This window comes from Rickettsia endosymbiont of Oedothorax gibbosus (genome assembly GCF_936269705.1).
Taxonomy (GTDB): domain Bacteria; phylum Pseudomonadota; class Alphaproteobacteria; order Rickettsiales; family Rickettsiaceae; genus Tisiphia.
On the sequence record NZ_OW370493.1, the window covers coordinates 2,108,182 to 2,132,288 of the forward strand.

Sequence of the window (24,107 nt, forward strand, 5' to 3'; positions counted from 1 at the left end):
ACCTTACCCACATCTATTAGCAAAACCACGTAGTGGTCGTGGCAATCCAAAAAAATGATTATAATTGCTTTCCTTACTTTGCTCGAACTCCACTATTTTTTCTTTTACTCTGCTCTGTCAATATTGCTTGACCAGGCTTAGGTACTGATACTGGTGGAGCAATTTCTATTTTTTTTACAGTGGCTTTAGTTAAATCTGCATTTTTTAACAAAGGATTTGCTTTAACCTCTTCTTTTATATCACCAACAACTTTTATCTTATCTAATACCAATTGCAATAATTAACGCAGTGGTGTAAAATGGGTTTTTAACTGATAAAGGTACTCAAATGGCTAGGTTAATATTACCACAAGGTTTTCATGGTCATGATTTTATAAAAATGATGAAACATGAGCCGCATGGTCGAAATCGTATACGTTTATTGGCGATGTATCACCTTCAATTAGGCAAATCTTTAAAAGCCATATCTGAAATAGTGAAGTCACACTGGAAAACTGTGCAATCATGGCTCAGAAGATTTAGGAATCATGGTTTTGAAGGATTATTTGAATCACAAAGAAGCGGCGCCCCTAGGAAGATTAACACTATACAAGAGTCTGCTCTTTTTGATAAAATCAATACGCTCAGTGAAAGTAAAACTGGTGGGTATATAACTGGAAAGGAGCTACATATCATGTTACTTGAGAAATATGGTGCTAAATGCGCTTTAAAAACAGTCTACAATACTATGCACCGCCTTGGTTTTAGCTGGATTACTTCTCGTTCAATGCATCCAAAGTCAAATCAAGAGACTCAAAATACATATAAAAAAACTTCCCAGACATGTTAACAAAATTATTACCAAAAAATATCGATAGATGTAAAGTTGATATATGGTCTCAGGATGAAACTCGAGTTGGGCAACAAGGTAGCTTAACTCGTATATGGGCTAAGCGTGGCACTAGACCCCGTAAAGTTCGGCAACAGCAATTCATTTCAACATATATTTATGGAGCTGCTTGCCATGATACAGGAGAAGCTTTTGCATTAATTTTACCATATGCAAACACACAGGCAATGAATAAATTCTTAGAAGAGCTTTCTCGCAGTATTCAAGGCAACCGACATATAGCTTTACTAACGGATAATGCAGGTTGGCACACAGCCAAAAAACTAACTGTGCCAAGCAATATCACTTTGATACCGCTTCCGCCCTATGCACCGGAACTTAATGCAATGGAACAAGTTTGGGAATGGATCAAAAATCATTTCTTGTCTAACCAATGTTATGGTGTATATGAAGATATCGTCACTATGGCTTGTTACGCTTGGAATCAATTTGCTCATAATGTAGATTTAGTAAAATCAATTATGTATAGAGACTGGATAAACACACCGTGTTAATTATTGCAATTGGTATTAAAAGAAAAACTATCAGCGGCAGTTAGAGAAAATATTACTACAGTAATCATCCCCGAAGGAAATAAAAGAGATATTGCTAAAATACCACACGAAATTAAGGAGCTATTAACCATCAAAACCATATCCCATGCCAGTGAATTGTTGAACATTGTTTTTGTTAAGAAAAAATAAATATATTTTAATAAAAAATTAGTTGACTATTTAATGCAGGTTATATTTAATTAAAAATGTAACTATTGCTAACAAGGTTTAAACACGGTGAAAACACGATATATGGCTGATGATTTTGAGGACGATAAAGATAATAAAGGAAAGAAGAAAGATAGTGCAGACTTTGCTCAGATAATGAATGTTGTCAATGATATCAAAGGTCATGTAAAAAGCTTAACCCCTGTTACTTTTGCTACATTAAGGTCTACTCTTGCTGATGTCTTTGCTTCTCATCCGGAAGTTGCAGAATTTGCTAATATTAAGGAAATATTTGAACAATTAGAATTAGCTCTTAAAGAAGAACAACAACGTGTTCAAGCGGTAATTGCAGGTTTGATTAATGATGAGAACAAAGCTGCTGAAGCCAAAAGGTTAGAAGAGGGAGCGGCAGAAAAATTACGTGAAGAAATAGAAAGGCGTGCAGAAGTAGCCGGGGTATATAAAACTTTTGATTCTTTCTATCCAGAAGTTCTAAATACTCAAAGAAAAGACAATGAGAATCTACACGAAGTTTTTAAAGCTACAAAAGCAGGTCGACCACTCACTGAAGCAGAAAAGGAAGAATTTAAGAAAAAACCTGGACAAATAGCAAAAGAGAAAGCTCATAGTCAACATATGGAGCTGACAAAAGAAGTAGCTGAGAAAGAGCATAAATATCACTCAGAAAATCTTGAGAAGGTTAATAAAGAAATTGCTGATCAACAACCTCATGAACATCAAGAAATAGCTCATTTAGTTCAGAAGAAAGATTACCATGAAAAGGGTTTGTCAGAAGCAGAAAAGAAAAAAGAACAGTATGAAGTCTTTCATAATGAAAGAAAACAATATGCTCATAATATTTGTGTTGCTGAAAAACTTGCTAAAGAAAAAGGATGTAATGAAGATATACTGCAAATGTTTGTTGCAGAATTTCAGGAAGTAAATGGTTTTACTCCAAAGAACATGATGAAAGGACTATCAACAGAAGAAAAACAGGAAGAAGAATTTATTCTTCTTCCACCGTCAAAGTTCCAAGCCGCCAATCTGTCTCAACAAAAATTAGATACAACACAAATAGTTCCTAATCATGACGAAAAGATCAGCAAGCAAATGCGGCATGGAAATAACATAAGACAAATATTAGATGTTAACAAAGATATTAAGATGCAATTACAGGAAGGGGGTGCTGCAAAGAGTCCTACTCCTACCCCGTGTATTCTGAAAGCTAAAGACCCTAACAAAGGCAGAGGTGGAAGAGATTAGTAACATTATGATAAAATCAAACAATTTAAACACAGCTTCTCAACATCAGCATTGGGGAGAATATTATTATGATTTAGCGGCTGGTCTGGAAGATGACAAGGCACCACAAAAACAAATAGATGCTAGTTGGGGGCTTGCTTCCAAAGCGTTTTGGTTTGCATTAACTTTGGGTGGTCAAGAAGCCTCTCTTTTCTTGTTTAAGTGCTTTAGGCAAGGTGTTGGTGTAGAAAAAGATTCGTATATAAGAGACCTAATGTATGGTGCAGCATTACAACTTACCCCTCAGGGTGCTAATCAGATTAGAACTGAGAATAAACCAAAAATTTCTAAATCTATGCAACCTGCAATTGATACATTGGTAAAATTAGTTAAAGATACTCAAAAGCAACTTCCGAAAGAAGGGGTGGATGCAGCTGGACTTAATGATCAATTAACTAAATTCAACCATGCTATTAAATTGCCATCTGGTAAGTTAATACAGAGTTATTTTACTAAGAAAAATATCCAAAATAATTCCAAAGACAAAGAATTAAAATCTCATATATTGCAATTAGCTAAGAATTTACCAATTAACAATAAACCATCAACCACTACTACAAATCATATACCTAGAAACGTCAACAGGGCTAGTTCTAGAAATGGTTATAGTATTTCATAAATAAGAGGATTTATTATGGCAAAATCAAAGGATTTAAATACAGCATTTCAACATCAGCATTGGGGAGAATATTATTACGATTTAGCGGCTGGTCTGGAAGATGATAAGGTACCACAAGAAAAAATAGATGCTAGCTGGGGGCTTGCTTCCAAGGCGTTTTGGTTTGCATTAACCTTAGGTGGTAAGCAAGCACCTCTTTGGTTATTTAAGTGTTTCAGACAAGGTGTTGGGGTAAAGGAAGATCCATACATAAGAGATCTAATGTATGGTGCAGCATTACAACTGACCCCTAAAGACGCTAAGACCAAGGTCAAGCCTGAAAATAAACCTAAAATTCTTAAATCTATGCAACCTGCAATTGATGCATTGGTGAAATTAGTTAAAGATACTCAAAAGCAACTTCCGAAAGAAGGAGTAGATGCAGCTGTATTTAATGATCAACTAACTAAGTTTAATCATGCTATCAAACTGCCGGGAGACAAATTAATACAGAGCTGTTTCACTGAAAAAAGCACTGCAGCAACTACTCATGATGAATATGGAGCATCTACTTCTGCCCTTAATGCTTCTTATGAAACTTGTCCGGATACGTCGCTTGAATCATTTGAGGATCAAGGAGATGTTGCAATGGGAGGGGTTACCCATCTTCATGTTTGTTGTTCGGTTATGTAGAGTTTAGAAAAAGTCATTGCGAGGAGTGAACTATAGTACCCTACAATTTTGAGAAGATGAAGAAGAATGGTTGATTTAGAGTGGTGTGAAGTAGTATAAGGTAGGTATTTTTATAACAAAATGCATAATATAATACTTCAAGAATTGATTTTATATATAGACGGAAATAAATCAAGATTAAAATGTTTGGTTGGTATGGTAATTAGTTTGCTGACGGGCAGCTCAATTTATCAAAAAGGTTTAGCACTTGGTATTTTAGGTGATGCTAAAGCGACGTCAAAAACTCATAGAATTTATCGTTTTTTAAAAGATTTTAATTTTGATTATATGAAGGTTGGCTATTTGCTATTAAGCTTTTTTGCTTCAAAAAATTATGTCGTAGCAATGGATAGGACAAGTTGGAAATTTGGTAAATCCGATATTAATATTTTATTTTTAGTAATGGTAATTGGTAAAATATCGGTGCCAATATTCTGGAAGACTTTGTCGCATGGTGGTGGGTGTTCTGCAGAATTTATGAAGGAATTTTTACAGAAATTTATTAATAATTTTGGCGTTGAAAGAATAAAATATTTGCTTGCTGATAGAGAATTTATGAATAAAGAATGGTTAGACTTTCTGATAAATAACCATCTAAAGTTTGTTATTCCATTAAAAATGGATCATAAAATTCGTCTTACAAAAGGTTTAAGAACTTTAACCATTGAAAGAATATTTAGTGATGTTAAAGCCTTAGAGTATAGGGCTTGTAGTGGTATATTATGGAATAGAAAGGTTAATTTTACCGCATATAGAAATGATAAGAGCGAGCTGATGGTTCTGGTGTCTTCAATTGAAATAGAGCAAGATATTTTTGCTTTATATAAATTTCGTTGGAGTGTTGAACGACTATTTTTGCACCTAAAAAGCGGTGGTTTTGATATTGAAAAAAGTCACATTGTAAAATTGGATAGATTTGAAAAATTATTAGTGATAACTGCTATTGCTTCAGCTTTAATAGTCAAAAATGGAATAATACAAAATGCCTTAAATCCCATCCGAATAAAACGGTACAAAACCATTGAAAGACAATTGTTTTCATTATTTACCTATGGCTTTGATCATATCAAAAATGCTTTTTATCAATCTACAACAGCCATAACGCAGCTAATATCCACATTATTAATACCTCCCAAACAAAAACTTTTTTCTATCCTAATACCATCTTTACAAAAATTGTAGGGTACTATGGGAGTGAACACTAGTGTCCGAATTTAAGGACGTCATTGCGATGAGCTACTTTAGTAGCGTTGATGCAATCCATATGACAAGTTTTATGGATCGCCAGATTGCCGCATTTGGCTACCATGATACTTTTTGGCGTAATATATACCTTTTGTAATCTCATTAATATTTACTGGTATAGTTACTTGCTGGTTTAGCTCAGATAATTTACTTAGCCTAAATATTGCATGAAAGAATAGAGACAAAACCCTTGTAATACTATATAATATCAGTGTTAAAAGAAGATTACATAGAGGGTTTTGCCATGACAAATTGTACAGGATTAATTTACCAATCGAAAGTAAAAAATCGTCAAATAGAAATAAATTTCACAGGAGGTAATATTAGTAGCGATGGAGGTGTATTATTGCTAAGAGAAGCAGATAAAAGACTTGGTCTAACTAATGAACTGGCTAAGATTTTTCCTGATAAGCGAGATTCTGATAAAATTACTCATACTATTTTAACCTGAGTTTGACGTAAGCACCAAACAAAATGCTAAGCATTATGTAATAACATAAACAAACTGTTGGTGGTGAGCTATGGTAAAAATAAAACCTTCTTTCAAACTAGTGTGTTAGGAGAAAGAATATTTGAAAAGTAAGAAGGGAGGGATTATAAAGTTCTCGAATAATAACAACAAAATTGGAGAATATATTATGATCCCTCTTACGGAGATTTTCTGCTTAATTGATGATTTTTGCAAGCATTTTGATACGGAGCAAAATAAATATATATTACCAAATCCTAACCGTAAGCGTAAAGTAGTTTGCAGTATAGGACTCTCAGAGATTATTACTATTATAGTAATGTTTCACTTGAGTCACTACCGTCATAGTACCCTACAATTTTTGTAAAGATGGTATTAGGATAGAAAAAAGTTTTTGTTTGGGAGGTATTAATAATGTGGATATTAGCTGCGTTATGGCTGTTGTAGATTGATAAAAAGCATTTTTGATATGATCAAAGCCATAGGTAAATAATGAAAACAATTGTCTTTCAATGGTTTTGTACCGTTTTATTCGGATGGGATTTAAGGCATTTTGTATTATTCCATTTTTGACTATTAAAGCTGAAGCAATAGCAGTTATCACTAATAATTTTTCAAATCTATCCAATTTTACAATGTGACTTTTTTCAATATCAAAACCACCGCTTTTTAGGTGCAAAAATAGTCGTTCAACACTCCAACAAAATTTATATAAAGCAAAAATATCTTGCTCTATTTCAATTGAAGACACCAGAACCATCAGCTCGCTCTTATCATTTCTATATGCGGTAAAATTAACCTTTCTATTCCATAATATACCACTACAAGCCCTATACTCTAAGGCTTTAACATCACTAAATATTCTTTCAATGGTTAAAGTTCTTAAACCTTTTGTAAGACGAATTTTATGATCCATTTTTAATGGAATAACAAACTTTAGATGGTTATTTATCAGAAAGTCTAACCATTCTTTATTCATAAATTCTCTATCAGCAAGCAAATATTTTATTCTTTCAACGCCAAAATTATTAATAAATTTCTGTAAAAATTCCTTCATAAATTCTGCAGAACACCCGCCACCATGCGACAAAGTCTTCCAGAATATTGGCACCGATATTTTACCAATTACCATTACTAAAAATAAAATATTAATATCGGATTTACCAAATTTCCAACTTGTCCTATCCATTGCTACGACATAATTTTTTGAAGCAAAAAAGCTTAATAGCAAATAGCCAACCTTCATATAATCAAAATTAAAATCTTTTAAAAAACGATAAATTCTATGAGTTTTTGACGTCGCTTTAGCATCACCTAAAATACCAAGTGCTAAACCTTTTTGATAAATTGAGCTGCCCGTCAGCAAACTAATTACCATACCAACCAAACATTTTAATCTTGATTTATTTCCGTCTATATATAAAATCAATTCTTGAAGTATTATATTATGCATTTTGTTATAAAAATACCTACCTTATACTACTTCACACCACTCTAAATCAACCATTCTTCTTCATCTTCTCAAAATTGTAGGGTACTATACACTACCGTACCTTTAAAGATTTTTATTTATGCTGCCTATGTCAAAGTTATAGAAAGGAATTTCCAAAACTTGTGAGCTATAGTCGTTTTGTTCAGTTAATGCCAATGAGCTTCATGCCCATGGTGTTACTGCTAAAAAGCCTATCAGGAAAACAAACTGGTCAATATTATATCGACTCTACTAAACTTCCTGCTTGCCATAATTTAAGAATTAATAGACATAAAGTATTCAAAGACATAGCAAAAAGAGGTAAGACTTCCACTGGGTGGTTCTTTGGTTGTAAGCTACATATTGTCATTAACAGTTGCGGAGAGATTATGAGTTTTTCTTTAACTCCAGGAAATGTTGATGATAGAGCAGTGGTGGAAAATTTAGTAGATAAATTACAAGGCTGGCTTTTTGGTGATCGTGGGTATATCAGTAAAAAACTCACTCAATCCCTTGCTAATCAAGGTTTAGAACTAATAACAAAAATTAAAAGTAATATGAAAGAAAGAATAATAGATCCTATTAAAAAGCGGTTTTTAAATAAAAGGTATATTATTGAAACCATTAACGATCAACTAAAAAACCTTTGTCATATAGACCATACAAGGCACAGATCTGTTATGAATTTTTAGCTGGACTGCTTGCCTATGTTTTTAAGCCTAATAAAATTTCTGTAGCTTTTGGAAAATTAAACAATCTCAACCTTCCTCTTACATCAAACTGAGGTTATTCATTAACTCTTTAACTTTCGTTCTCTTTATTGTTACTATTCTTTACTCGCAATATTTATCAATTACCAATTTTTATTTAGTTGACATAGTTTCTTCTTTTTTCTCAACTAAACTAATTTGCAACATATTCGCTACCATTGGTGACTACTGCATAAGCAATCCTTGCTAACTTATTTGCTAAACCAACACATATAATATTATATGATTTATTTTCAGCAAATTTCTTCACTGCCCACTGCACTAGTTTATCTTTCGATTCCTTACCACTTTTTGCTCTTATTGCTATTGTCCTTGCGGCTTGAATCAACATAGTTCTGGCATATCTATCTCCCTGTTTGGTAATCCCTCCTAAAACTATCTTATCTCCTGAGCTATGTTGCTTTGGTACCAAACCAAGCGAAGCAGCAAAATCCCTCGGGGTTGGATAACTTTCCATTGGGGCTACACTCAAACAACTAGCATTGATTGCTCCAATGCCAAAAATTGTCTGCAACCTAGTAGCTTTCTCACTTTGCTTATTATTGCTGATAATCAGCTTTTCTAAAGTTTTCTCTTTGTCACATAAATCCTCAATTTCTTTACATTCTAAAAGTAAAATTGACCGTATCCCAGAATTTATATAACCTTTACTATACGCTAACTCTACCTCCAGCCTACATGATTTGCAAAATTTATTTTTACTTAATTTTGTATTATAGCCATATTCACATAAACTTGATATTGTAGAATTAGTTTTTTGCACACGATCTCTGATCGTATTACTTCTAATTTTATGCAAAAATTTTATATCTTGTTCCTCTTTGCTTTTTGGCAGCACAGTTTTTAATTCTGGATCACGAGCCGCTTTGCATATTGCTAACGCATCGTTATAATCATTTTTCTGTTTCGATGTAGCATAAACTTTTACATCTTTTGTTTTCATTAGTTTGACTTGCAAACCAAGCTTAGCAATTTCCTGTGACCAATAATTAGCTCCTCCACATGCTTCCATAGCTACCAATGAACTTTTATCGAGATTGCTTAAATAGGCTATTAACTCATCTCTTGTAACTTTTTGATAACCTATTTTTTTGCCATTTTGATCGACTTGCACCAAGTGCATACTATTTTTTGCTAAATCTATTCCTATTATAGTATTTTTTATGCTATTATTTATCATGGTATGGACCTATTAATTAAATTATTATTTAATTTGGAGCAGCTGAAAACTATTTTTCAGCTGACTCCGTACAAGTAAAGCATATTTCGCTTCACTCGTCCATACCATCATTCCCACGTAGGCGGGAATCTTTAGACCCCTGCTTACGCAGGGGTGACACAAGTCGAGCAAAGGTAACACTAAGTCGAGCAAGAACGCCATCCTGTTCGCAAGACAAATGGATAGACGCTATTCGAATTAGCTATAGATTTTTACCTTTGTCTGGAGATAAAATATCTATAGGCACAGAATCACATCCGCCATGACAAAAAGGATTGCATCTGACTATTCTCTTAATAAATAACCATAATCCTTTAATATTACCATGTATCATTATTGCTGACTTAGCATATTCTGAACATGACGGATAAAAACGACAATTGACCCCAACTAGGGGAGATATAAAAAATTGATAAAACCAAATAAATATAAGTAATAAATTAAAGCGACGTTTTATTTTGAGCATATTTACCTAGCAAAGTATGTTATAGCTAACCGGATTTAATCCATAGCAAACTGATGTTTAAGAAAACAATAATTGAGAAACCGTCATTGCGAGCTGATGTATCCCCACGAAATTAAGCACGACAAAGCTCCGTCTTTATAATAGATGCCAGGGGTTCTACCAATGGTTTTATGGCATGCAAATAATTAAATTCAATAATAAATTTCCCAAGGGTAAAATACGAATAAATCTTTTTATCTTTTACTGTGTTAGGTTGGAAAATTCTTTGCATACCTTGGCTATAGCCTACCACACCTATAACCCAATATGTTATAATAACAATGGCAGATAGTAACATTAAAACTCCCCATCTATTCACATCTAAAGTTCGAATATATCTTCCAGCAAGACCAAATTGATGACTTTTTATCACTCGAAACGTCTCCTCTATTTGCATACGTTTGCTATATAACCTCACTATTTCCGCTCCCTTATATTCATCAGAACTTAAGTTAGTTACCAATATCCAAGGTTCTTTTGCAGCTTTGTTATATGAACCATTTGCTGTTTTACTGCTAGTACGATTCCTGCTAACCTTCTGCACTCGACCCTTAGGGACTTTGCAAGTTGTAACCATTCTGCAGGAATATTTATGAGCTTTGGTTAGCAGAATCGTACCACATTCCATCGTTTTTGAACCAATTGATGGCATGAAATTTTCAACTGATATCCAATCCTCATTCTTAGCTAATTTTAAATCTTTTCCTTGTCGTACCCGACACACCCAACTCCACCCTTGTTTTTCTATTTCCTTAAACCATTCAATATGAAAGCCAGCGTCCATAATCACAATAACCCTTTTTCCATCAGGTATTATACTCTTTAATTTATTTAGAAATTCTACCGTTCTGCCCTTTAATTCACCTTCTTCAAACACATCTTGATACAAAGGTAAACTCATCCCTCTTGTACAAAATTGAGCACTTAGCATTTGTACCATGCGATCATCTTTAAGATAACATAAATCAATCACAACACTGTCATCATTAGAATGCTTGATAAACTCAAATATGAAATATGATAAAGCACTATAGAGATTATCAACCTCGTTATATAAATGTTTGTTACCTATACATCTATCAACTTTTTTTATTTTATGTTTTACTTTACTATCACCACTCAAGTTCCTGCCAATTGCACTCAAAGACAAATTCTGACTATATCGCAAACCTTCTGCAACATCAAGTAACGCATTTAAACGATTATTATGTATAAAAGGACAATGTTCTTTTATTACTTCATTTAATACTGTTTTTACATCCATAACCTACTATCTCCATCATCATTAAATAATGAAGATATTCTATCAATTCTTGCTATTTTGCAACAATTTCGTGGGGATACATCAGATTGCGAGGAGACCGTAAGGTCGACGAAGCAATCCAGAAATGATTAGAAATGGATTGCCACTCCACCTACGGTGGCTCGCTAATAGACGACTTTTTTTCTTAAACTGACGCCTATGCGTCATTGCGAGCTATAAGCTCTATCTTTTAATAAATCAGCTATTACCTGATAAGATTTAATAGCTTTTTCTGGATCGCTGGCAATCATTTCCGCCCCAAGTTTCTCATTATTATTCATATTCCATAAACGGCAATTATCAGGGCTGATTTCATCTGCCAACATTACCATAAAGTCTTCACCATTAAACACTCTACCAAATTCGAGCCTGCATTCAACAAGTCTTATACCAATACCTGCAAATAGCCCACTTAAAAAATCATGCGTTCTGATAGCTTGATGTTTCACTTCATCAATTTCTTGCTTATTTAACCAACCAAAATTCAGTATTTGATGCTCATTAATTATAGGATGCTTTAATTCTCTGCTTCTAACTCTAAAATCGATAATTGGGTGATCGAATACATATCCTTCTTCCATAGAGAAATCTTTTACAAACCTGCCACATGCTACTGTAGAAATCGATATTTGAATGGGGAAAATATCCACAGATTGTATTAATTGTTCACGCATATTCATTTTTTCAATTAGGTGATTCTCTATCCCCACCATATCGAGCTTACTCATTATAAAGGATGAAATATTATTATTCAGTACTCCTTTACCTGAAATATCAAAAATCTCACCATTTTCTAAGGTAATTTTGTCCGTAAAAGACATAATAAAAGCAAAATCTTCTTGTGACTGATAAAGAGCTTTACTTGAACCTTGATATAATTTTTGTTTCATTGGAAAAATAATGTCAAAAAAAGAGATTAAATAAATATTTTATGCTAATCCAGCTAGCAGCAATTGCTATAACAGCTATAATAAGACCAATTATAGAGACTATAAACCCCAAAAATATAGTTAATCCATCTCGATTCAAAAGACCTAATGTCATTATAGTAATACCAAGTGCAGGCACAGCATTGGTTAAAGGTAAAGGTATTGATATGGTAATAGCACAAATCAGCGATATTAAACCAATAAATTGTTCGCAATATATAGAAGATGCAAAACTATATCTTGGTCGTATATATTTTTCTACCAATTTAATTTTTGGCACAATCTTGTTACTTATATTGATAAGTATATCATTGCTAATTTGATAATTGTTAATTTTAGATGGTAGAAAAACCTGTCTAAAACCAAGTAACATCTGCACAGATAAAATGATTAATGGTATCCCTACTATAGTAGTAAAACCCGGAGGATACGGCAGAGGAATTGCAATTGGTATGGCAAAGAAAAGCATCATTAATAGAAGACCATTTTCATGAAAGTCAATTAACAATTCACTGATTTTAGTCTTTTTTTTCTTTTCTTTTTGTCCTAGTTTGCAAAAAATACTAGATACCTTGGCTCTATCTAGTTGTTTATTTTTCGCAGTAATATTAAACATATTCACTTAAATCTTTTGTAAGTTATACTAATATTTTAGATTATTAAGAAATATAGTCAATTCAGGAGAATTTGGGGTTAGAAGCGATGGAGCGACGCCTATAAGTAATAGGCGAGCGACGAGGGATGACGTCCCCAAATTCTCCTGAATTGACTATAATCCCATCAATGGTTTTCCTAAATTCTGAAAAGCTATAGCTGAAATGTAACACAATTGGAATAGATTTAGCAAAGAATATTTTTTATAATTGTCAAGCTTTGCAGAGATGCAAAAAATGATAAAATATGCTATTCTAAAGAAAGCCTAAACATTGGTACTATGAATTAACTATACTCTTATCCTTAGATAATTTTAGTATATACTAATTATGATATGCACTAAGTATTTTATGAAAAATATTTTTATTATTTTTATTCAGGTATTTTCTATATACTTAAGTTAGAAGGTAAAGCGGGGTTTAGATATAGTCAATTCAGGAGAATTTGGGGCTAGGAGCGATGGAACGACGCCTATAAGTAATAGGCGAGCATTGAGCGACAACGTCCCCAACTTCTCATCAATTAACTATCCCAAATGCTAAGCCACCGCTTTCAGCGGTGGAATCATAGTGTTTGACATATACTAAAGATATCCCTAAATGATTTTGCCGCTCAAAGCAGAATCAAGAAGGATAATGTATATGCCAAACTATAATAGTTTAAACCACTGTACATGGGAATGTAAGTACCATGTTGTTTTTACACCCAAATATCGCAAGAAAACAATATTTGGATTTATTAGGAAAGAGTTAAAAGAAGTATTCCATCGTTTAGCGGGTCAAAAGGAATGTAAGATAGAGGAAGGATATTTAATGCAGGATCATGTGCATATGCTAATATCCATTCCACCCAAACATTCTATTTCAACCATTGTGGGTTTTATTAAAGGTAAAAGTTCTATATGGGTAGCACAAAATATAGCGAATAAACAGCAAAATTTTGCTGGTCATAAATTTTGGGCAAGAGGATATTTTGTGAGTACCGTAGGAGCGAATGAAGAGGTAGTACGTAAATACGTTCAAAACCAAGAATCTGAGGATAAAAGAGCTGATCAACTTAACCTGTTTTACAGGTCAAAATAAGTAATATTAACCCGCTTTGAGCGGTTCTATAACAAACTCCCACTTCTAGTGGGAGTAATTGGCTATAGCTTCTCTGCTATTAGCGAAACCATGTAGTGGTCGTGGCAATCCATAAATTGTCCTTTCCGCCTACTATTGTCATATATGGACGAGTGAATTTGTCAACAAAGAAAATAAAAAAATAGAGCCACAAAGGAAGCGGTCATATATTCGGCATCGAGTGCCATAATGGTTTCTGCATTCTTATAAATATCCTTGAGTGACCTCTCATTCCCACGGCTTCTAGAGCCTCGACATAATTACGGATTTTATTCAGAATACTTATTCATTAACTCTTTAACTTTCGTTCTCTTTATTGTTACTATTCTTTACTCGCAATATTTATCAATTACCAATTTTTATTTAGTTGACATAGTTTCTTCTTTTTTCTCAACTAAACTAATTTGCAACATATTCGCTACCATTGGTGACTACTGCATAAGCAATCCTTGCTAACTTATTTGCTAAACCAACACATATAATATTATATGATTTATTTTCAGCAAATTTCTTCACTGCCCACTGCACTAGTTTATCTTTCGATTCCTTACCACTTTTTGCTCTTATTGCTATTGTCCTTGCGGCTTGAATCAACATAGTTCTGGCATATCTATCTCCCTGTTTGGTAATCCCTCCTAAAACTATCTTATCTCCTGAGCTATGTTGCTTTGGTACCAAACCAAGCGAAGCAGCAAAATCCCTCGGGGTTGGATAACTTTCCATTGGGGCTACACTCAAACAACTAGCATTGATTGCTCCAATGCCAAAAATTGTCTGCAACCTAGTAGCTTTCTCACTTTGCTTATTATTGCTGATAATCAGCTTTTCTAAAGTTTTCTCTTTGTCACATAAATCCTCAATTTCTTTACATTCTAAAAGTAAAATTGACCGTATCCCAGAATTTATATAACCTTTACTATACGCTAACTCTACCTCCAGCCTACATGATTTGCAAAATTTATTTTTACTTAATTTTATATTATAGCCATATTCACATAAACTTGATATTGTAGAATTAGTTTTTTGCACACGATCTCTGATCGTATTACTTCTAATTTTATGCAAAAATTTTATATCTTGTTCCTCTTTGCTTTTTGGCAGCACAGTTTTTAATTCTGGATCACGAGCCGCTTTGCATATTGCTAACGCATCGTTATAATCATTTTTCTGTTTCGATGTAGCATAAACTTTTACATCTTTTGTTTTCATTAGTTTGACTTGCAAACCAAGCTTAGCAATTTCCTGTGACCAATAATTAGCTCCTCCACATGCTTCCATAGCTACCAATGAACTTTTATCGAGATTGCTTAAATAGGCTATTAACTCATCTCTTGTAACTTTTTGATAACCTATTTTTTTGCCATTTTGATCGACTTGCACCAAGTGCATACTATTTTTTGCTAAATCTATTCCTATTATAGTATTTTTTATGCTATTATTTATCATGGTATGGACCTATTAATTAAATTATTATTTAATTTGGAGCAGCTGAAAACTATTTTTCAGCTGACTCCGTACAAGTAAAGCATATTTCGCTTCACTCGTCCATACCATCATTCCCGCGTAGGCGGGAATCTAGACCCCGCACCGAAGCAGGGGTGACACTAAGTCGAGCAGGTATGACATAAAACAGGATCAACTAATGTTTGTAATAAAAATTAAAAAAAAATGACTAACAGCTATTAGTGCAAAGAAAATTTTTAGTATAATAATCATACAAGAATTAATGAGATTTTTATGATTACACTACTTGCTTCAATAACGGGCTTTATTAGCTCAATTATTCCAGAAATTTTAAAAATTCTAAAGGATCAAAATGATAAAAAACATGAGCTTAATCTTTTAGATCGGCAAATTGAAAGCCATAAATTAGGGAATACCAAACTGCTCTCAGAGCTTAACACTTCCAAAGACATTGCGGAGAATAATACTTTATATTCAACATATAAATCAGGCATTAATTGGGTTGATGCCTTAAATGGTTCAGTTCGCCCTGTTCTGGCATATAGTTTTTTTATTATGTATGCCTATGTCAAATATGTGCAATATAAAACTATACAAAGTACGGCAATCCTTGTGGAATATCTTGATGTTTTATGGAATATAGACGATCAGGCTATTTTTGCTGGCATTATTAGCTTCTATTTCGGGCAGCGTATGTTTAATAAATTATGGAAACGTAAAATGTAATGCAACATATTATTTGTATATTGCGACATAATATGCTACAATACTGCCTAAGAATTTTATTTAATTAAAAAATTAGATATATGCTAAAAAGAATCGTTTGGAGCATTTTCTTTGTTCTAATTATATACCCAATTATACTTTCATGCTTGGTTATAAAATACTATGCTAGCTATAAGATAGGTCTATTTGAGATAAGTCTGTTCATAGCTGGCTATTACGGCTCTAATATTGCTGTTGGTGTTGGGTTGCATCGTCTATGGTCGCATCATGCATTTAAAACAAATAAGGTGGTAGAATTTATTCTTGTTATGATGTCAGCCGCTACTTTCCAAGGGCCAGTTTTATCTTGGGCATCAAATCATTATAAGCATCATACTTATAATGATAAAGATCAAGATCCGCATAGCCCATTAAAGTTTGAGAATAGAATTTTAGGGTTTTTATGGTCACATATTGGATGGATGATCATTGATGGAAGCTATAAGTCCATTGACCGAATTACTATGGTTAAACTTGGTAAAAATAAATTGCTGAGATGGCAATTAAAGTATTATTGGCAAATTTCTCTATTTATGAACACTATAGTGCCCGCATTAATAGGTTATTTGATTGGTGGTACTATCATCTCTGCCTATGCTGGGTTCTTGTTTATTGGTATGGGTAGAACATTACAACAACATGCAACTTTTTGCGTTAATTCTCTATGTCATTTTGTTGGTAGCAAGAAATATTACAAAGGTACTGCCGGGGATATTTGGTGGATGGCATTATTCTTATTAGGTGAAAATTGGCATAATTTCCATCATGCATTCCCATCAGATTACCGTAATGGTGCTAAATGGTATCATTTTGATGTCCATAAATGGATAATATATGTGATGAGTAAATTAGGGCTGGCTTGGAATTTAGAAGTTACTCCTGAAGTTAGGATACAAGCGAAAGTGAATGAGACTAGTAAATACCTAATAGAGGTAAGAAAGCAACAATTAAGTTTACTACAAGATAAAATTAATCAGTTGGGAGAACGAATATATGTAAAACTTAACGAGCTTGAAAATTCTTCTATATCGATTAAAGTGCAATTACAAAAATCATTTATAGAAATTCAGGAATCACTGAAAAAGCTTGCTGAACAACTACATTCATCAATTCAGTTAACAGAAGAATCGTCAGAGCGATTACTAAAAATTGCTAGTAAAAAAATTAAAGATCGTGAGATGGCAATTTATAGGTTATATAATGAACTAGATAGGAAATATGTTAGGAACTAGATAAAATTGAAACAAAAAATAATAATAGAGGGGCGATGCCAGACTTAACATCTATTGAAAATATGAGCTTTGAAGCTGCCTTAGCAGAATTAAAAGAAATTGTAAAAAAAATTGATACTGGTGAGGAAAGCTTAGATTCATCGATTAGTAGCTTTGAAAGAGGGGTGTTACTAAAAGAACACTGTGAAAAAAAGCTACAGGCGGCTAAATTGAAGATTGAAAAAATCACTAAGCAAGCAGATTCGGCTATTATTATAGAAAAGATAGAGCTATAGTTTATAGTATCTAATTCATCTCCTATTTTTCTTAACTTCATTTCATGTAAAACACATAATATCTTTTTTACTTGATCATCATACTCTGGTGGTATAGAATCTGTTACTTTAGCTAAATGATTTGAGAATACTGAATTTTTTGATAGCCTATTAAAGAATGCTATAGTAAACGAATCAAAGAAGGAATCATAGATAAGATTGAACACTAAATTGTTCATTCGATTTTTACTCATTGGTATATCTTTATTAATTAATAACTCAATGATAGGTAAGCCACTAGTTTGACTAGTGAGACCATCAAGGCTTGGCCTTTAGATTTAGTATAAAATAAAAAGTTATCATATATAACTTCTTTGGCTTGACGGTCAAAGGAGAAAATATATGACAACATACGAAAGTTTAAATCATTCTAAATGGGATTGCAAATATCATATTGTGTTTATTCCAAAGTGTCGTAAAAAAGAATTGTACGGGAAGGTTAGAAAATATCTTGGGAACGTATTCCATGAGTTAGCTTTTCAACGTGGGAGCAAGATCATAGAGGGGCATATGGTACAAGATCATGTGCATATGCTCATCAAGATTCCTCCTAAATATTCTGTAGCTGAAGTAATAGGCTATATCAAGGGGAAAAGTGCTATAGCCGTTGCTAGGCAGTTTGGTGGACGAAAACGTAATTTTAATGGAGAAAAGTTGTGGGCTAGAGGTTATGCGGTCTCAACTGTAGGATTTGAAGAGAATCAGATCAAACACTACATTAAGAATCAAGAGCAACTTGATAGTTTAGGCTCTGACGAATCAGGAGAATTTTAATTAACAATGGCAGCCCTTTGGGCTGCTCATAACCGTCAAGCCCCTCGCTTTGCGAGGGCGTTCTGACTACTGAATATATTACAATAAAAATAATGTCAAACCTTTATCGTCATTGATGAAAAATTGGTGACGTCGTTATTGTGCATAGGCATCAGTTTAAGGAAAATACCGCTCTCTGATGCCATCTCCGTGTAGGCTGAAAACCATAAAATTAGTGCCACAAATAATTTTGGCAAAGTTATGGATTCCTGACCGAAGATGGAATGATATCATGGCTGGTCTTTATATAACATTACATATGTAAAAATTTTTGCAAAAACCGGCAAAAATTTGCCTAAAAATCCAGGAGAAAAAACAGGCTTTAGACCTCTCAAATATGCGGTTTATACTCGATAATCAAGTTTTTTTGCAGATTTGAATAAAATATAGGATCATGGTTGTCATCCCTGCGAAAGCAGGGATCTAAAAATACCCTGAGGTATTATAGATTCCCGCCTACGCGGGAATGATGGTATGGACGAGTGAAGCGAAATATGCTTTACTTGTACGGAGTCAGCTGAAAAATAGTTTTCAGCTGCTCCAAATTAAATAATAATTTAATTAATAGGTCCATACCATGATAAATAATAGCATAAAAAATACTATAATAGGAATAGATTTAGCAAAAAATAGTATGCACTTGGTGCAAGTCGATCAAAATGGCAAAAAAATAGGTTATCAAAAAGTTACAAGAGATGAGTTAATAGCCTATTTAAGCAATCTCGATAAAAGTTCATTGGTAGCTATGGAAGCATGTGGAGGAGCTAATTATTGGTCACAGGAAATTGCTAAGCTTGGTTTGCAAGTCAAACTAATGAAAACAAAAGATGTAAAAGTTTATGCGACATCGAAACAGAAAAATGATTATAACGATGCGTTAGCAATATGCAAAGCGGCTCGTGATCCAGAATTAAAAACTGTGCTGCCAAAAAGCAAAGAGGAACAAGATATAAAATTTTTGCATAAAACTAGAAGTAATACGATCAGAGACCGTGTGCAAAAAACTAATTCTGTAATATCAAGTTTATGTGAATATGGCTATAATACAAAATTAGGTAAAAATAAATTTTGCAAATCATGTAGGTTGGAGGTAGAGTTAGCGTATAGTAAAGGTTATATAAATTCTGGGATACGGTCAATTTTACTTTTAGAATGTAAAGAAATTGAGGATTTATGTGACAAAGAGAAAACTTTAGAAAAGCTGATTATCAGCAATAATAAGCAAAGTGAGAAAGCTACTAGGTTGCAGACAATTTTTGGCATTGGAGCAATCAATGCTAGTTGTTTGAGTGTAGCCCCAATGGAAAGTTATCCAACCCCGAGGGATTTTGCTGCTTCGCTTGGTTTGGTACCAAAGCAACATAGCTCAGGAGATAAGATAGTTTTAGGAGGGATTACCAAACAGGGAGATAGATATGCCAGAACTATGTTGATTCAAGCCGCAAGGACAATAGCAATAAGAGCAAAAAGTGGTAAGGAATCGAAAGATAAACGAGCCTTTCTAATTAAGTGTGTAAATTTTTCATAGGGCTTAAATTCTACCTTCAAATTTTATCAAAAAGTGAGCCATAGCTGCGTTCCAGTTCGGAATCGGCATAACCCATTTCTTGGTCATATAATCAATTGCCAAATATAAGGTCTTAAAAACGGCATTATCATTTGGAAAAACCCTTTTATTCTTAGTAACCTTACGTAATTGGCTATTGACAGATTCTATACTATTAGTTGTGTATATTACTTTCCTTATCGCCTCAGGGTATTCTAGAAAAACCATTAAATTTTCCCAATGAACATACCAAGATTTAGCAATTTGTGGATACTGTTTACTCCATTTAGCTTCAAAAGATTCTAAAGCAAGATGTGCTTCTTCCTCTGTGCTAGCAGTATATATAGGCTTTAAATCAGCCGCTAATTCTTTTCGGTCTTTATATGATACATATTTTAAACTATTTCTAATCTGATGTACAATACATAATTGATGTTCGGTTTTCGGAAAAACTGCTTCTATTGCCTCAGACATACCGGTTAAATTATCACTGCAAGCAATAAGCATGTCTTGCATACCTCTGTTCTTCATCTCAGTAAAATTACCAAGCCAAAATTTAGCTCCTTCATTTTCACTGTTCCACAATCCTAAAATATCCTTCCTTCCAGATAAATCAATACCTAATGCTACATATACAGACTTATTGATAATTCGTTTATCTTGACGTACTTTTACTACTAAACAGTCAAAAAATACTATAGCATATACTCGATCCAATGGTCGGCTTTGCCATATCTTGACATCCTCAATTACATCATCAGTAATTTGACTTATCAAACTTTCGCTAACGTCAGCTCCATACAATTCTTGCATTTGAATCTTAATATCAGATAAGCTCATTCCTTTAGCGTATAACGATATTATTTTATCATCAAATCCTTCAATACGTCTTTGACGCTTCGGAATTAATGCAGGTTCAAATGTACTACTTCTATCCCTTGGAACCTCAATCTCTACAACTCCATTATTTGTTACTAGATTCTTTACTTTACTACCATTACGAACATTATTGCTATCAGTATGACAATATTTATCATATCCTAAGTGATTATTCATCTCTGACTGCAATGCCTTCTCTACAAGCCTTTTGGTTAATTGTTTTAATAAACCATCCTCTTTAAATAAAGTTGATATATCTGTATCATTATTTATTAATAAATCTATTGCTTGATTCATTGCTTCATTTTGTTTGTGACGCATTATAATTTCTCCTTTTGTTATATTATATTTTTATATAACCTTTGAAAAATTTACACACTTATTTGTACAGAGCCAGATAAACTAGTGCAGTGGGCAGTGAAGAAATTTGCTGAAAATAAATCATATAATATTATATGTGTTGGTTTAGCAAATAAGTTAGCAAGGATTGCTTATGCAGTAGTCACCAATGGTAGCGAATATGTTGCAAATTAGTTTAGTTGAGAAAAAAGAAGAAACTATGTCAACTAAATAAAAATTGGTAATTGATAAATATTGCGAGTAAAGAATAGTAACAATAAAGAGAACGAAAGTTAAAGAGTTAATGAATAAGTATTCTGAATAAAATCCGTAATTATGTCGAGGCTCTAGAAGCCGTGGGAATGAGAGGTCACTCAAGGATATTTATAAGAATGCAGAAACCATTATGGCACTCGATGCCGAATATATGACCGCTTCCTTTGTGGCTCTATTTTTTTATTTTCTTTGTTGACAAATTCCATAGCAATTATCTTTTATCTAAATTTTCAAAAAAATATTTATCTAAATAATAAAACAACGTTTTTGTTGAATAAGTTTATGGCAAACTTCAAGTAGCTTACGCATACAAGCAACTATCGCAACTTTCTTAGGTTTAAAATTATTAACAAGCCTATTGTATAAAGTTTTTAAATATTGAAAACCATTTTTGCCAGTTAATAAGGTGGTCCCCTTTGTCTAGACAAAAATTTAGATAAATAGAGATATAATTCACAAAAATTAAATTGTTGTTTTTATACAATATTTTTTTCAAAATATACACATTCTGGAGTTTTATAATCCAAAGCTTGATGCATCCTTTGTCTATTATAAAAGTCCATATATTCGTTAATTGCTGTCTTTGCCTCCTTTACTGTTGTTAAAATAATCCGATAAATTTTTTCCTGTTTTAATGATCGCCAAAAACGTTCAATAAAAATATTATCTAAGGCTCGTCCCTTACCATCCATACTAATCAAGATATTATGTAGCTTTAGCATACTAATAAAATTCTCCGAGGTAAATTGTACTCCTTGATCAGTATTAAATATTTTTGGCATACCATATTTTTCTATAGCGTCTTCAAGGGCTGTTACACAAAATTCACTTTCCAAACTAATGGAGATTCGCCAACTTAGAATATAACGACTATACCAGTCAATAATAGCTACTAAATATACGAACCCTTGGCTCAGTCTTATATACGTTATATCTGCACTCCAAACCTGGTTTGGCAATACTATTTCTAATCCTTTTAGTAAATAAGGATATATTTTATGCGCTTGATTCCTCTTGCTTAAATTTATTTTAGGATAAACAGCTTCAAGACCCATTATCTTGTAGTAACGTCTAACAGCTTTACGACCTACCGAAAAACCTTGGGCTTGTAAATATTTAGCCATCCGCCGCATACCATAATATGGATGCATAGTATAGGTCTCATCAATTATTGCCATAATCTTGATATCTTGTTCACTAATACCAGTAGGTTGATAGTAATAGGTTGACCTGCTAATATCCAATAACTTACACTGTTGTACAATTGTTAACTTATTATGATTAGGCTCTATCATATTACACCTAACCTTTAATTCCAAACAATGCAGATTTTTTTTTGAGCCAGTCACACTCAACGCTTAACTGACCAATTTGCTCATATAGATTCTTGATTAACCCCTGCTGATTTGGATCAGCACTCTGTGTTTTATTCTTAAAACCTTGTACTAACAACTCAAGACCTTGTTTTTTCCAGTTACTGATCTGTGTTGCATGAACACCATACTTACTGGTTATCTGGGCTATTGTTAGCTCTCCCTTAATTGCTTCTATGACAATTTTGGCTTTCTCCTCAGCACTATATTGCCTTACTTGTTTTTTCATCTCTAGCTCTCCTTGTTTGCTAAAGAATTCTATCTCATTTTTCTTATTTTTCTGTCCAAAATATTGGAACCATTATACATCCCGTGGTATTTTTCTGCCTCCCCTAATAAATCTTCGTCCTTGCTTATTACCACTATCACGGGCGTACGGAGCTATCCCCACAATTGCTGACAATTCATTACTACTATAATTTTTATCCCCTAATTCAGGTACAAAACTAATTAGTTTTGTAGCCAAACATTTACCAATACCAGGTACAGTCTCTAATATTTTTACCTTCTCTTTTAACTCTTCTGACTCATCTATTGTTTTGTTTAACTTCTTATCAAGCTCAGCTATTTCATTTTGTAAGAATTTAATGTGTTTTTCTATACTATCTTTATCAATACCATCAATACTATGATGTAGTCTTTTCTTTTCATTGCTAAGCATTAATACTAAATCTTCTCGTCTTTGCTTATATCTCTTCAAATTCTCTGATTCAACTTGATATATATAATTCGCTGAAAGCTGCATCTTATCACCATAATATGCTAATTTAAATGCATCCTTCCTATCAGTTTTACACAAATTTACCGATTTACTAAAAGAATTAAAACTATATGTATTGACCTTATGTATTTGTTGCTTATTATTATACAGCTTTTGACAAATCTCAGCTTCGTATCCTCCAGTGGGTTCACATATTATTAGCTTAATCTCTTGCTCTTTTGCTAATTTAATCACCTCTTCATGACCAGCTGCATCATTGGCAAAACGATGATATTTAGGTTTATCGCTTGTATTATATACACATATATCAAGCCATTGTTTACTTACATCTAGACCTATTATTTTACTCATGATATAATCTCCTTCGTCTTATTGTGCAAGGCTGCTACTTCCAACACCTTCTGCAATTTGTTCAAAGCAAACTTTGTAAGAGGGTACTTATTCTATGCTCGATTATCTCAATCAAGTACCCCTCAAA

General features: G+C 33.2%; 27 protein-coding genes and 3 pseudogenes. 17 read left to right on the top strand and 13 right to left on the bottom strand.

All coding sequences use genetic code 11. The annotated features are described in order from the left end of the window. Nucleotides 1-73: 73 nt before the first annotated feature. On the bottom strand, nucleotides 74-277 hold the full coding sequence (locus tag NBW66_RS11580; protein ID WP_250311075.1) for a hypothetical protein: 204 nt from the start codon (nucleotides 275-277) through the stop codon (nucleotides 74-76). A 50-nt stretch (nucleotides 278-327) separates the two neighbouring features. Here NBW66_RS11580 and NBW66_RS11585 point away from each other — a divergent pair, with 50 nt between their 5' ends. The 7 genes from NBW66_RS11585 (at nucleotide 328) to NBW66_RS11615 (ending at nucleotide 5,403) form a co-directional block, all read left to right on the top strand. Further along, nucleotides 328-828, top strand: a complete 501-nt coding sequence (locus tag NBW66_RS11585; RefSeq protein WP_250310651.1) for a helix-turn-helix domain-containing protein — start codon at nucleotides 328-330, stop codon at nucleotides 826-828. Next, nucleotides 822-1,382 carry an IS630 family transposase gene (locus NBW66_RS11590; RefSeq protein WP_250310543.1) on the top strand — a complete coding sequence of 187 codons (561 nt, stop codon included), beginning with the start codon at nucleotides 822-824 and terminating at the stop codon, nucleotides 1,380-1,382. Before NBW66_RS11585 ends, NBW66_RS11590 begins: the two co-directional genes overlap by 7 nt. Before the next feature lie 9 nt (nucleotides 1,383-1,391). Beyond that, nucleotides 1,392-1,571 (top strand): S16 family serine protease, encoded by a 180-nt coding sequence (locus NBW66_RS11595; RefSeq protein WP_250311076.1) that lies wholly within the window; start codon nucleotides 1,392-1,394, stop codon nucleotides 1,569-1,571. A 102-nt stretch (nucleotides 1,572-1,673) separates the two neighbouring features. Further along, nucleotides 1,674-2,852, top strand: coding sequence for a hypothetical protein (locus tag NBW66_RS11600; RefSeq protein WP_250311077.1), 1,179 nt, complete (start codon nucleotides 1,674-1,676; stop codon nucleotides 2,850-2,852). After that, the gene (locus tag NBW66_RS11605; RefSeq protein WP_250311078.1) at nucleotides 2,839-3,510 is read left to right on the top strand and encodes a hypothetical protein; all 672 of its coding nucleotides are present in this window, start codon (nucleotides 2,839-2,841) and stop codon (nucleotides 3,508-3,510) included. Before NBW66_RS11600 ends, NBW66_RS11605 begins: the two co-directional genes overlap by 14 nt. Nucleotides 3,511-3,525: 15 nt before the next feature. Further along, nucleotides 3,526-4,182 carry a hypothetical protein gene (locus NBW66_RS11610; RefSeq protein ID WP_250311079.1) on the top strand — a complete coding sequence of 219 codons (657 nt, stop codon included), beginning with the start codon at nucleotides 3,526-3,528 and terminating at the stop codon, nucleotides 4,180-4,182. Between the two features lie 120 nt (nucleotides 4,183-4,302). Further along, nucleotides 4,303-5,403, top strand: a complete 1,101-nt coding sequence (locus NBW66_RS11615; protein ID WP_250310546.1) for a transposase — start codon at nucleotides 4,303-4,305, stop codon at nucleotides 5,401-5,403. Between the two features lie 95 nt (nucleotides 5,404-5,498). Here the strand turns inward: NBW66_RS11615 and NBW66_RS11620 are convergent. Next, a pseudogene (locus tag NBW66_RS11620) lies at nucleotides 5,499-5,678 on the bottom strand (hypothetical protein); the annotation flags it as partial. Here NBW66_RS11620 and NBW66_RS11625 point away from each other — a divergent pair. Both NBW66_RS11625 and NBW66_RS11630 read left to right on the top strand, forming a co-directional pair. Continuing rightward, entirely contained in the window at nucleotides 5,678-5,917 is a 240-nt protein-coding gene (locus NBW66_RS11625; protein WP_250311080.1) for a transposase, read from the top strand. The pseudogene NBW66_RS11620 and the gene NBW66_RS11625 overlap by 1 nt on opposite strands. Before the next feature lie 187 nt (nucleotides 5,918-6,104). Further along, nucleotides 6,105-6,278, top strand: a pseudogene (locus NBW66_RS11630) (IS982 family transposase); the annotation flags it as partial. A gap of 9 nt (nucleotides 6,279-6,287) precedes the next feature. Here the strand turns inward: NBW66_RS11630 and NBW66_RS11635 are convergent. Continuing rightward, the gene (locus tag NBW66_RS11635; RefSeq protein WP_250310625.1) at nucleotides 6,288-7,388 is read right to left on the bottom strand and encodes a transposase; all 1,101 of its coding nucleotides are present in this window, start codon (nucleotides 7,386-7,388) and stop codon (nucleotides 6,288-6,290) included. Nucleotides 7,389-7,477: 89 nt separating this feature from the next. On the opposite strand from NBW66_RS11635, the pseudogene NBW66_RS11640 reads away from it, so the two are divergent. Further along, a pseudogene (locus tag NBW66_RS11640) lies at nucleotides 7,478-8,190 on the top strand (IS982 family transposase); the annotation flags it as partial. A 119-nt stretch (nucleotides 8,191-8,309) separates the two neighbouring features. On the opposite strand, the gene NBW66_RS11645 reads toward NBW66_RS11640, so the two are convergent. The 5 genes from NBW66_RS11645 to NBW66_RS11665 all read right to left on the bottom strand — a co-directional run bounded on the left by NBW66_RS11645 (nucleotide 8,310) and on the right by NBW66_RS11665 (nucleotide 12,748). Beyond that, entirely contained in the window at nucleotides 8,310-9,356 is a 1,047-nt protein-coding gene (locus NBW66_RS11645) for an IS110 family RNA-guided transposase (RefSeq protein ID WP_250310795.1), read from the bottom strand. A gap of 241 nt (nucleotides 9,357-9,597) precedes the next feature. Continuing rightward, nucleotides 9,598-9,861, bottom strand: coding sequence for a membrane protein insertion efficiency factor YidD (gene yidD / locus NBW66_RS11650; RefSeq protein WP_250311082.1), 264 nt, complete (start codon nucleotides 9,859-9,861; stop codon nucleotides 9,598-9,600). 112 nt (nucleotides 9,862-9,973) lie between these two features. Beyond that, nucleotides 9,974-11,164, bottom strand: coding sequence for an IS4 family transposase (locus NBW66_RS11655; RefSeq protein ID WP_250311083.1), 1,191 nt, complete (start codon nucleotides 11,162-11,164; stop codon nucleotides 9,974-9,976). Between the two features lie 203 nt (nucleotides 11,165-11,367). Continuing rightward, nucleotides 11,368-12,093: a phosphoribosylaminoimidazolesuccinocarboxamide synthase gene (locus tag NBW66_RS11660; protein WP_094648856.1), complete on the bottom strand. Its 726-nt coding sequence runs from the start codon at nucleotides 12,091-12,093 to the stop codon at nucleotides 11,368-11,370. A 13-nt stretch (nucleotides 12,094-12,106) separates the two neighbouring features. Continuing rightward, nucleotides 12,107-12,748, bottom strand: coding sequence for an exopolysaccharide biosynthesis protein (locus NBW66_RS11665; protein WP_250311084.1), 642 nt, complete (start codon nucleotides 12,746-12,748; stop codon nucleotides 12,107-12,109). A gap of 679 nt (nucleotides 12,749-13,427) precedes the next feature. Between NBW66_RS11665 and tnpA (NBW66_RS11670) the strand changes: the two genes are divergently transcribed. Then, nucleotides 13,428-13,868, top strand: a complete 441-nt coding sequence (gene tnpA, locus NBW66_RS11670) for an IS200/IS605 family transposase (protein ID WP_250312178.1) — start codon at nucleotides 13,428-13,430, stop codon at nucleotides 13,866-13,868. Between the two features lie 438 nt (nucleotides 13,869-14,306). Here tnpA (NBW66_RS11670) and NBW66_RS11675 read toward each other — a convergent pair whose 3' ends face one another. Next, a complete protein-coding gene (locus NBW66_RS11675) occupies nucleotides 14,307-15,353 on the bottom strand; it encodes an IS110 family RNA-guided transposase (protein ID WP_250311085.1) in 1,047 nt (348 codons plus the stop codon). A gap of 291 nt (nucleotides 15,354-15,644) precedes the next feature. On the opposite strand from NBW66_RS11675, the gene NBW66_RS11680 reads away from it, so the two are divergent. The 5 genes from NBW66_RS11680 (at nucleotide 15,645) to NBW66_RS11700 (ending at nucleotide 20,023) form a co-directional block, all read left to right on the top strand. Further along, nucleotides 15,645-16,097, top strand: coding sequence for a hypothetical protein (locus NBW66_RS11680; protein WP_250311086.1), 453 nt, complete (start codon nucleotides 15,645-15,647; stop codon nucleotides 16,095-16,097). Between the two features lie 80 nt (nucleotides 16,098-16,177). Then, complete coding sequence (locus tag NBW66_RS11685; protein WP_250311087.1) at nucleotides 16,178-17,368, top strand: fatty acid desaturase; 1,191 nt, start codon at nucleotides 16,178-16,180, stop codon at nucleotides 17,366-17,368. A 35-nt stretch (nucleotides 17,369-17,403) separates the two neighbouring features. Then, on the top strand, nucleotides 17,404-17,643 hold the full coding sequence (locus NBW66_RS11690; protein WP_250311088.1) for an exodeoxyribonuclease VII small subunit: 240 nt from the start codon (nucleotides 17,404-17,406) through the stop codon (nucleotides 17,641-17,643). A gap of 381 nt (nucleotides 17,644-18,024) precedes the next feature. Continuing rightward, entirely contained in the window at nucleotides 18,025-18,456 is a 432-nt protein-coding gene (gene tnpA / locus NBW66_RS11695; RefSeq protein WP_250310729.1) for an IS200/IS605 family transposase, read from the top strand. A gap of 616 nt (nucleotides 18,457-19,072) precedes the next feature. Beyond that, the gene (locus tag NBW66_RS11700) at nucleotides 19,073-20,023 is read left to right on the top strand and encodes an IS110 family RNA-guided transposase (protein WP_250311089.1); all 951 of its coding nucleotides are present in this window, start codon (nucleotides 19,073-19,075) and stop codon (nucleotides 20,021-20,023) included. Nucleotides 20,024-20,026: 3 nt separating this feature from the next. Here NBW66_RS11700 and NBW66_RS11705 read toward each other — a convergent pair whose 3' ends face one another. Next, entirely contained in the window at nucleotides 20,027-21,241 is a 1,215-nt protein-coding gene (locus NBW66_RS11705; protein ID WP_250310568.1) for an IS256 family transposase, read from the bottom strand. A gap of 84 nt (nucleotides 21,242-21,325) precedes the next feature. Here NBW66_RS11705 and NBW66_RS14675 point away from each other — a divergent pair, with 84 nt between their 5' ends. Beyond that, nucleotides 21,326-21,454, top strand: coding sequence for a hypothetical protein (locus NBW66_RS14675; RefSeq protein ID WP_284346674.1), 129 nt, complete (start codon nucleotides 21,326-21,328; stop codon nucleotides 21,452-21,454). Nucleotides 21,455-22,011: 557 nt separating this feature from the next. On the opposite strand, the gene NBW66_RS11710 is transcribed toward NBW66_RS14675, so the two are convergent. From NBW66_RS11710 to NBW66_RS11720, 3 genes are all read right to left on the bottom strand, one after another. Continuing rightward, nucleotides 22,012-22,830 (bottom strand): IS3 family transposase, encoded by an 819-nt coding sequence (locus NBW66_RS11710; RefSeq protein WP_250310664.1) that lies wholly within the window; start codon nucleotides 22,828-22,830, stop codon nucleotides 22,012-22,014. Nucleotides 22,831-22,837: 7 nt separating this feature from the next. After that, a complete protein-coding gene (locus NBW66_RS11715) occupies nucleotides 22,838-23,137 on the bottom strand; it encodes a transposase (RefSeq protein WP_094649795.1) in 300 nt (99 codons plus the stop codon). Between the two features lie 72 nt (nucleotides 23,138-23,209). Next, complete coding sequence (locus NBW66_RS11720; protein WP_250311090.1) at nucleotides 23,210-23,980, bottom strand: IS110 family transposase; 771 nt, start codon at nucleotides 23,978-23,980, stop codon at nucleotides 23,210-23,212. Nucleotides 23,981-24,107: the final 127 nt, after the last annotated feature.

Bases quoted from the DNA above. Each gene is read 5' to 3' on its own strand.
- NBW66_RS11675 (WP_250311085.1), bottom strand. From the start codon at position 15,353: ATGATAAATAATAGCATAAAAAATACTATAATAGGAATAGATTTAGCA.
- NBW66_RS11710 (WP_250310664.1), bottom strand. From the start codon at position 22,830: ATGATAGAGCCTAATCATAATAAGTTAACAATTGTACAACAGTGTAAG.
- NBW66_RS11705 (WP_250310568.1), bottom strand. From the start codon at position 21,241: ATGCGTCACAAACAAAATGAAGCAATGAATCAAGCAATAGATTTATTA.
- NBW66_RS11685 (WP_250311087.1), top strand. From the start codon at position 16,178: ATGCTAAAAAGAATCGTTTGGAGCATTTTCTTTGTTCTAATTATATAC.
- NBW66_RS11615 (WP_250310546.1), top strand. From the start codon at position 4,303: ATGCATAATATAATACTTCAAGAATTGATTTTATATATAGACGGAAAT.
- NBW66_RS11645 (WP_250310795.1), bottom strand. From the start codon at position 9,356: ATGATAAATAATAGCATAAAAAATACTATAATAGGAATAGATTTAGCA.
- NBW66_RS11680 (WP_250311086.1), top strand. From the start codon at position 15,645: ATGATTACACTACTTGCTTCAATAACGGGCTTTATTAGCTCAATTATT.
- NBW66_RS11700 (WP_250311089.1), top strand. From the start codon at position 19,073: ATGATAAATAATAGCATAAAAAATACTATAATAGGAATAGATTTAGCA.
- NBW66_RS11635 (WP_250310625.1), bottom strand. From the start codon at position 7,388: ATGCATAATATAATACTTCAAGAATTGATTTTATATATAGACGGAAAT.
- tnpA (WP_250312178.1), top strand. From the start codon at position 13,428: ATGCCAAACTATAATAGTTTAAACCACTGTACATGGGAATGTAAGTAC.
- yidD (WP_250311082.1), bottom strand. From the start codon at position 9,861: ATGCTCAAAATAAAACGTCGCTTTAATTTATTACTTATATTTATTTGG.
- NBW66_RS11600 (WP_250311077.1), top strand. From the start codon at position 1,674: ATGGCTGATGATTTTGAGGACGATAAAGATAATAAAGGAAAGAAGAAA.
- NBW66_RS11690 (WP_250311088.1), top strand. From the start codon at position 17,404: ATGCCAGACTTAACATCTATTGAAAATATGAGCTTTGAAGCTGCCTTA.
- NBW66_RS11590 (WP_250310543.1), top strand. From the start codon at position 822: ATGTTAACAAAATTATTACCAAAAAATATCGATAGATGTAAAGTTGAT.
- NBW66_RS11720 (WP_250311090.1), bottom strand. From the start codon at position 23,980: ATGAGTAAAATAATAGGTCTAGATGTAAGTAAACAATGGCTTGATATA.
- NBW66_RS11655 (WP_250311083.1), bottom strand. From the start codon at position 11,164: ATGGATGTAAAAACAGTATTAAATGAAGTAATAAAAGAACATTGTCCT.
- NBW66_RS11610 (WP_250311079.1), top strand. From the start codon at position 3,526: ATGGCAAAATCAAAGGATTTAAATACAGCATTTCAACATCAGCATTGG.
- NBW66_RS11660 (WP_094648856.1), bottom strand. From the start codon at position 12,093: ATGAAACAAAAATTATATCAAGGTTCAAGTAAAGCTCTTTATCAGTCA.
- NBW66_RS11665 (WP_250311084.1), bottom strand. From the start codon at position 12,748: ATGTTTAATATTACTGCGAAAAATAAACAACTAGATAGAGCCAAGGTA.
- tnpA (WP_250310729.1), top strand. From the start codon at position 18,025: ATGACAACATACGAAAGTTTAAATCATTCTAAATGGGATTGCAAATAT.
- NBW66_RS11715 (WP_094649795.1), bottom strand. From the start codon at position 23,137: ATGAAAAAACAAGTAAGGCAATATAGTGCTGAGGAGAAAGCCAAAATT.
- NBW66_RS11585 (WP_250310651.1), top strand. From the start codon at position 328: ATGGCTAGGTTAATATTACCACAAGGTTTTCATGGTCATGATTTTATA.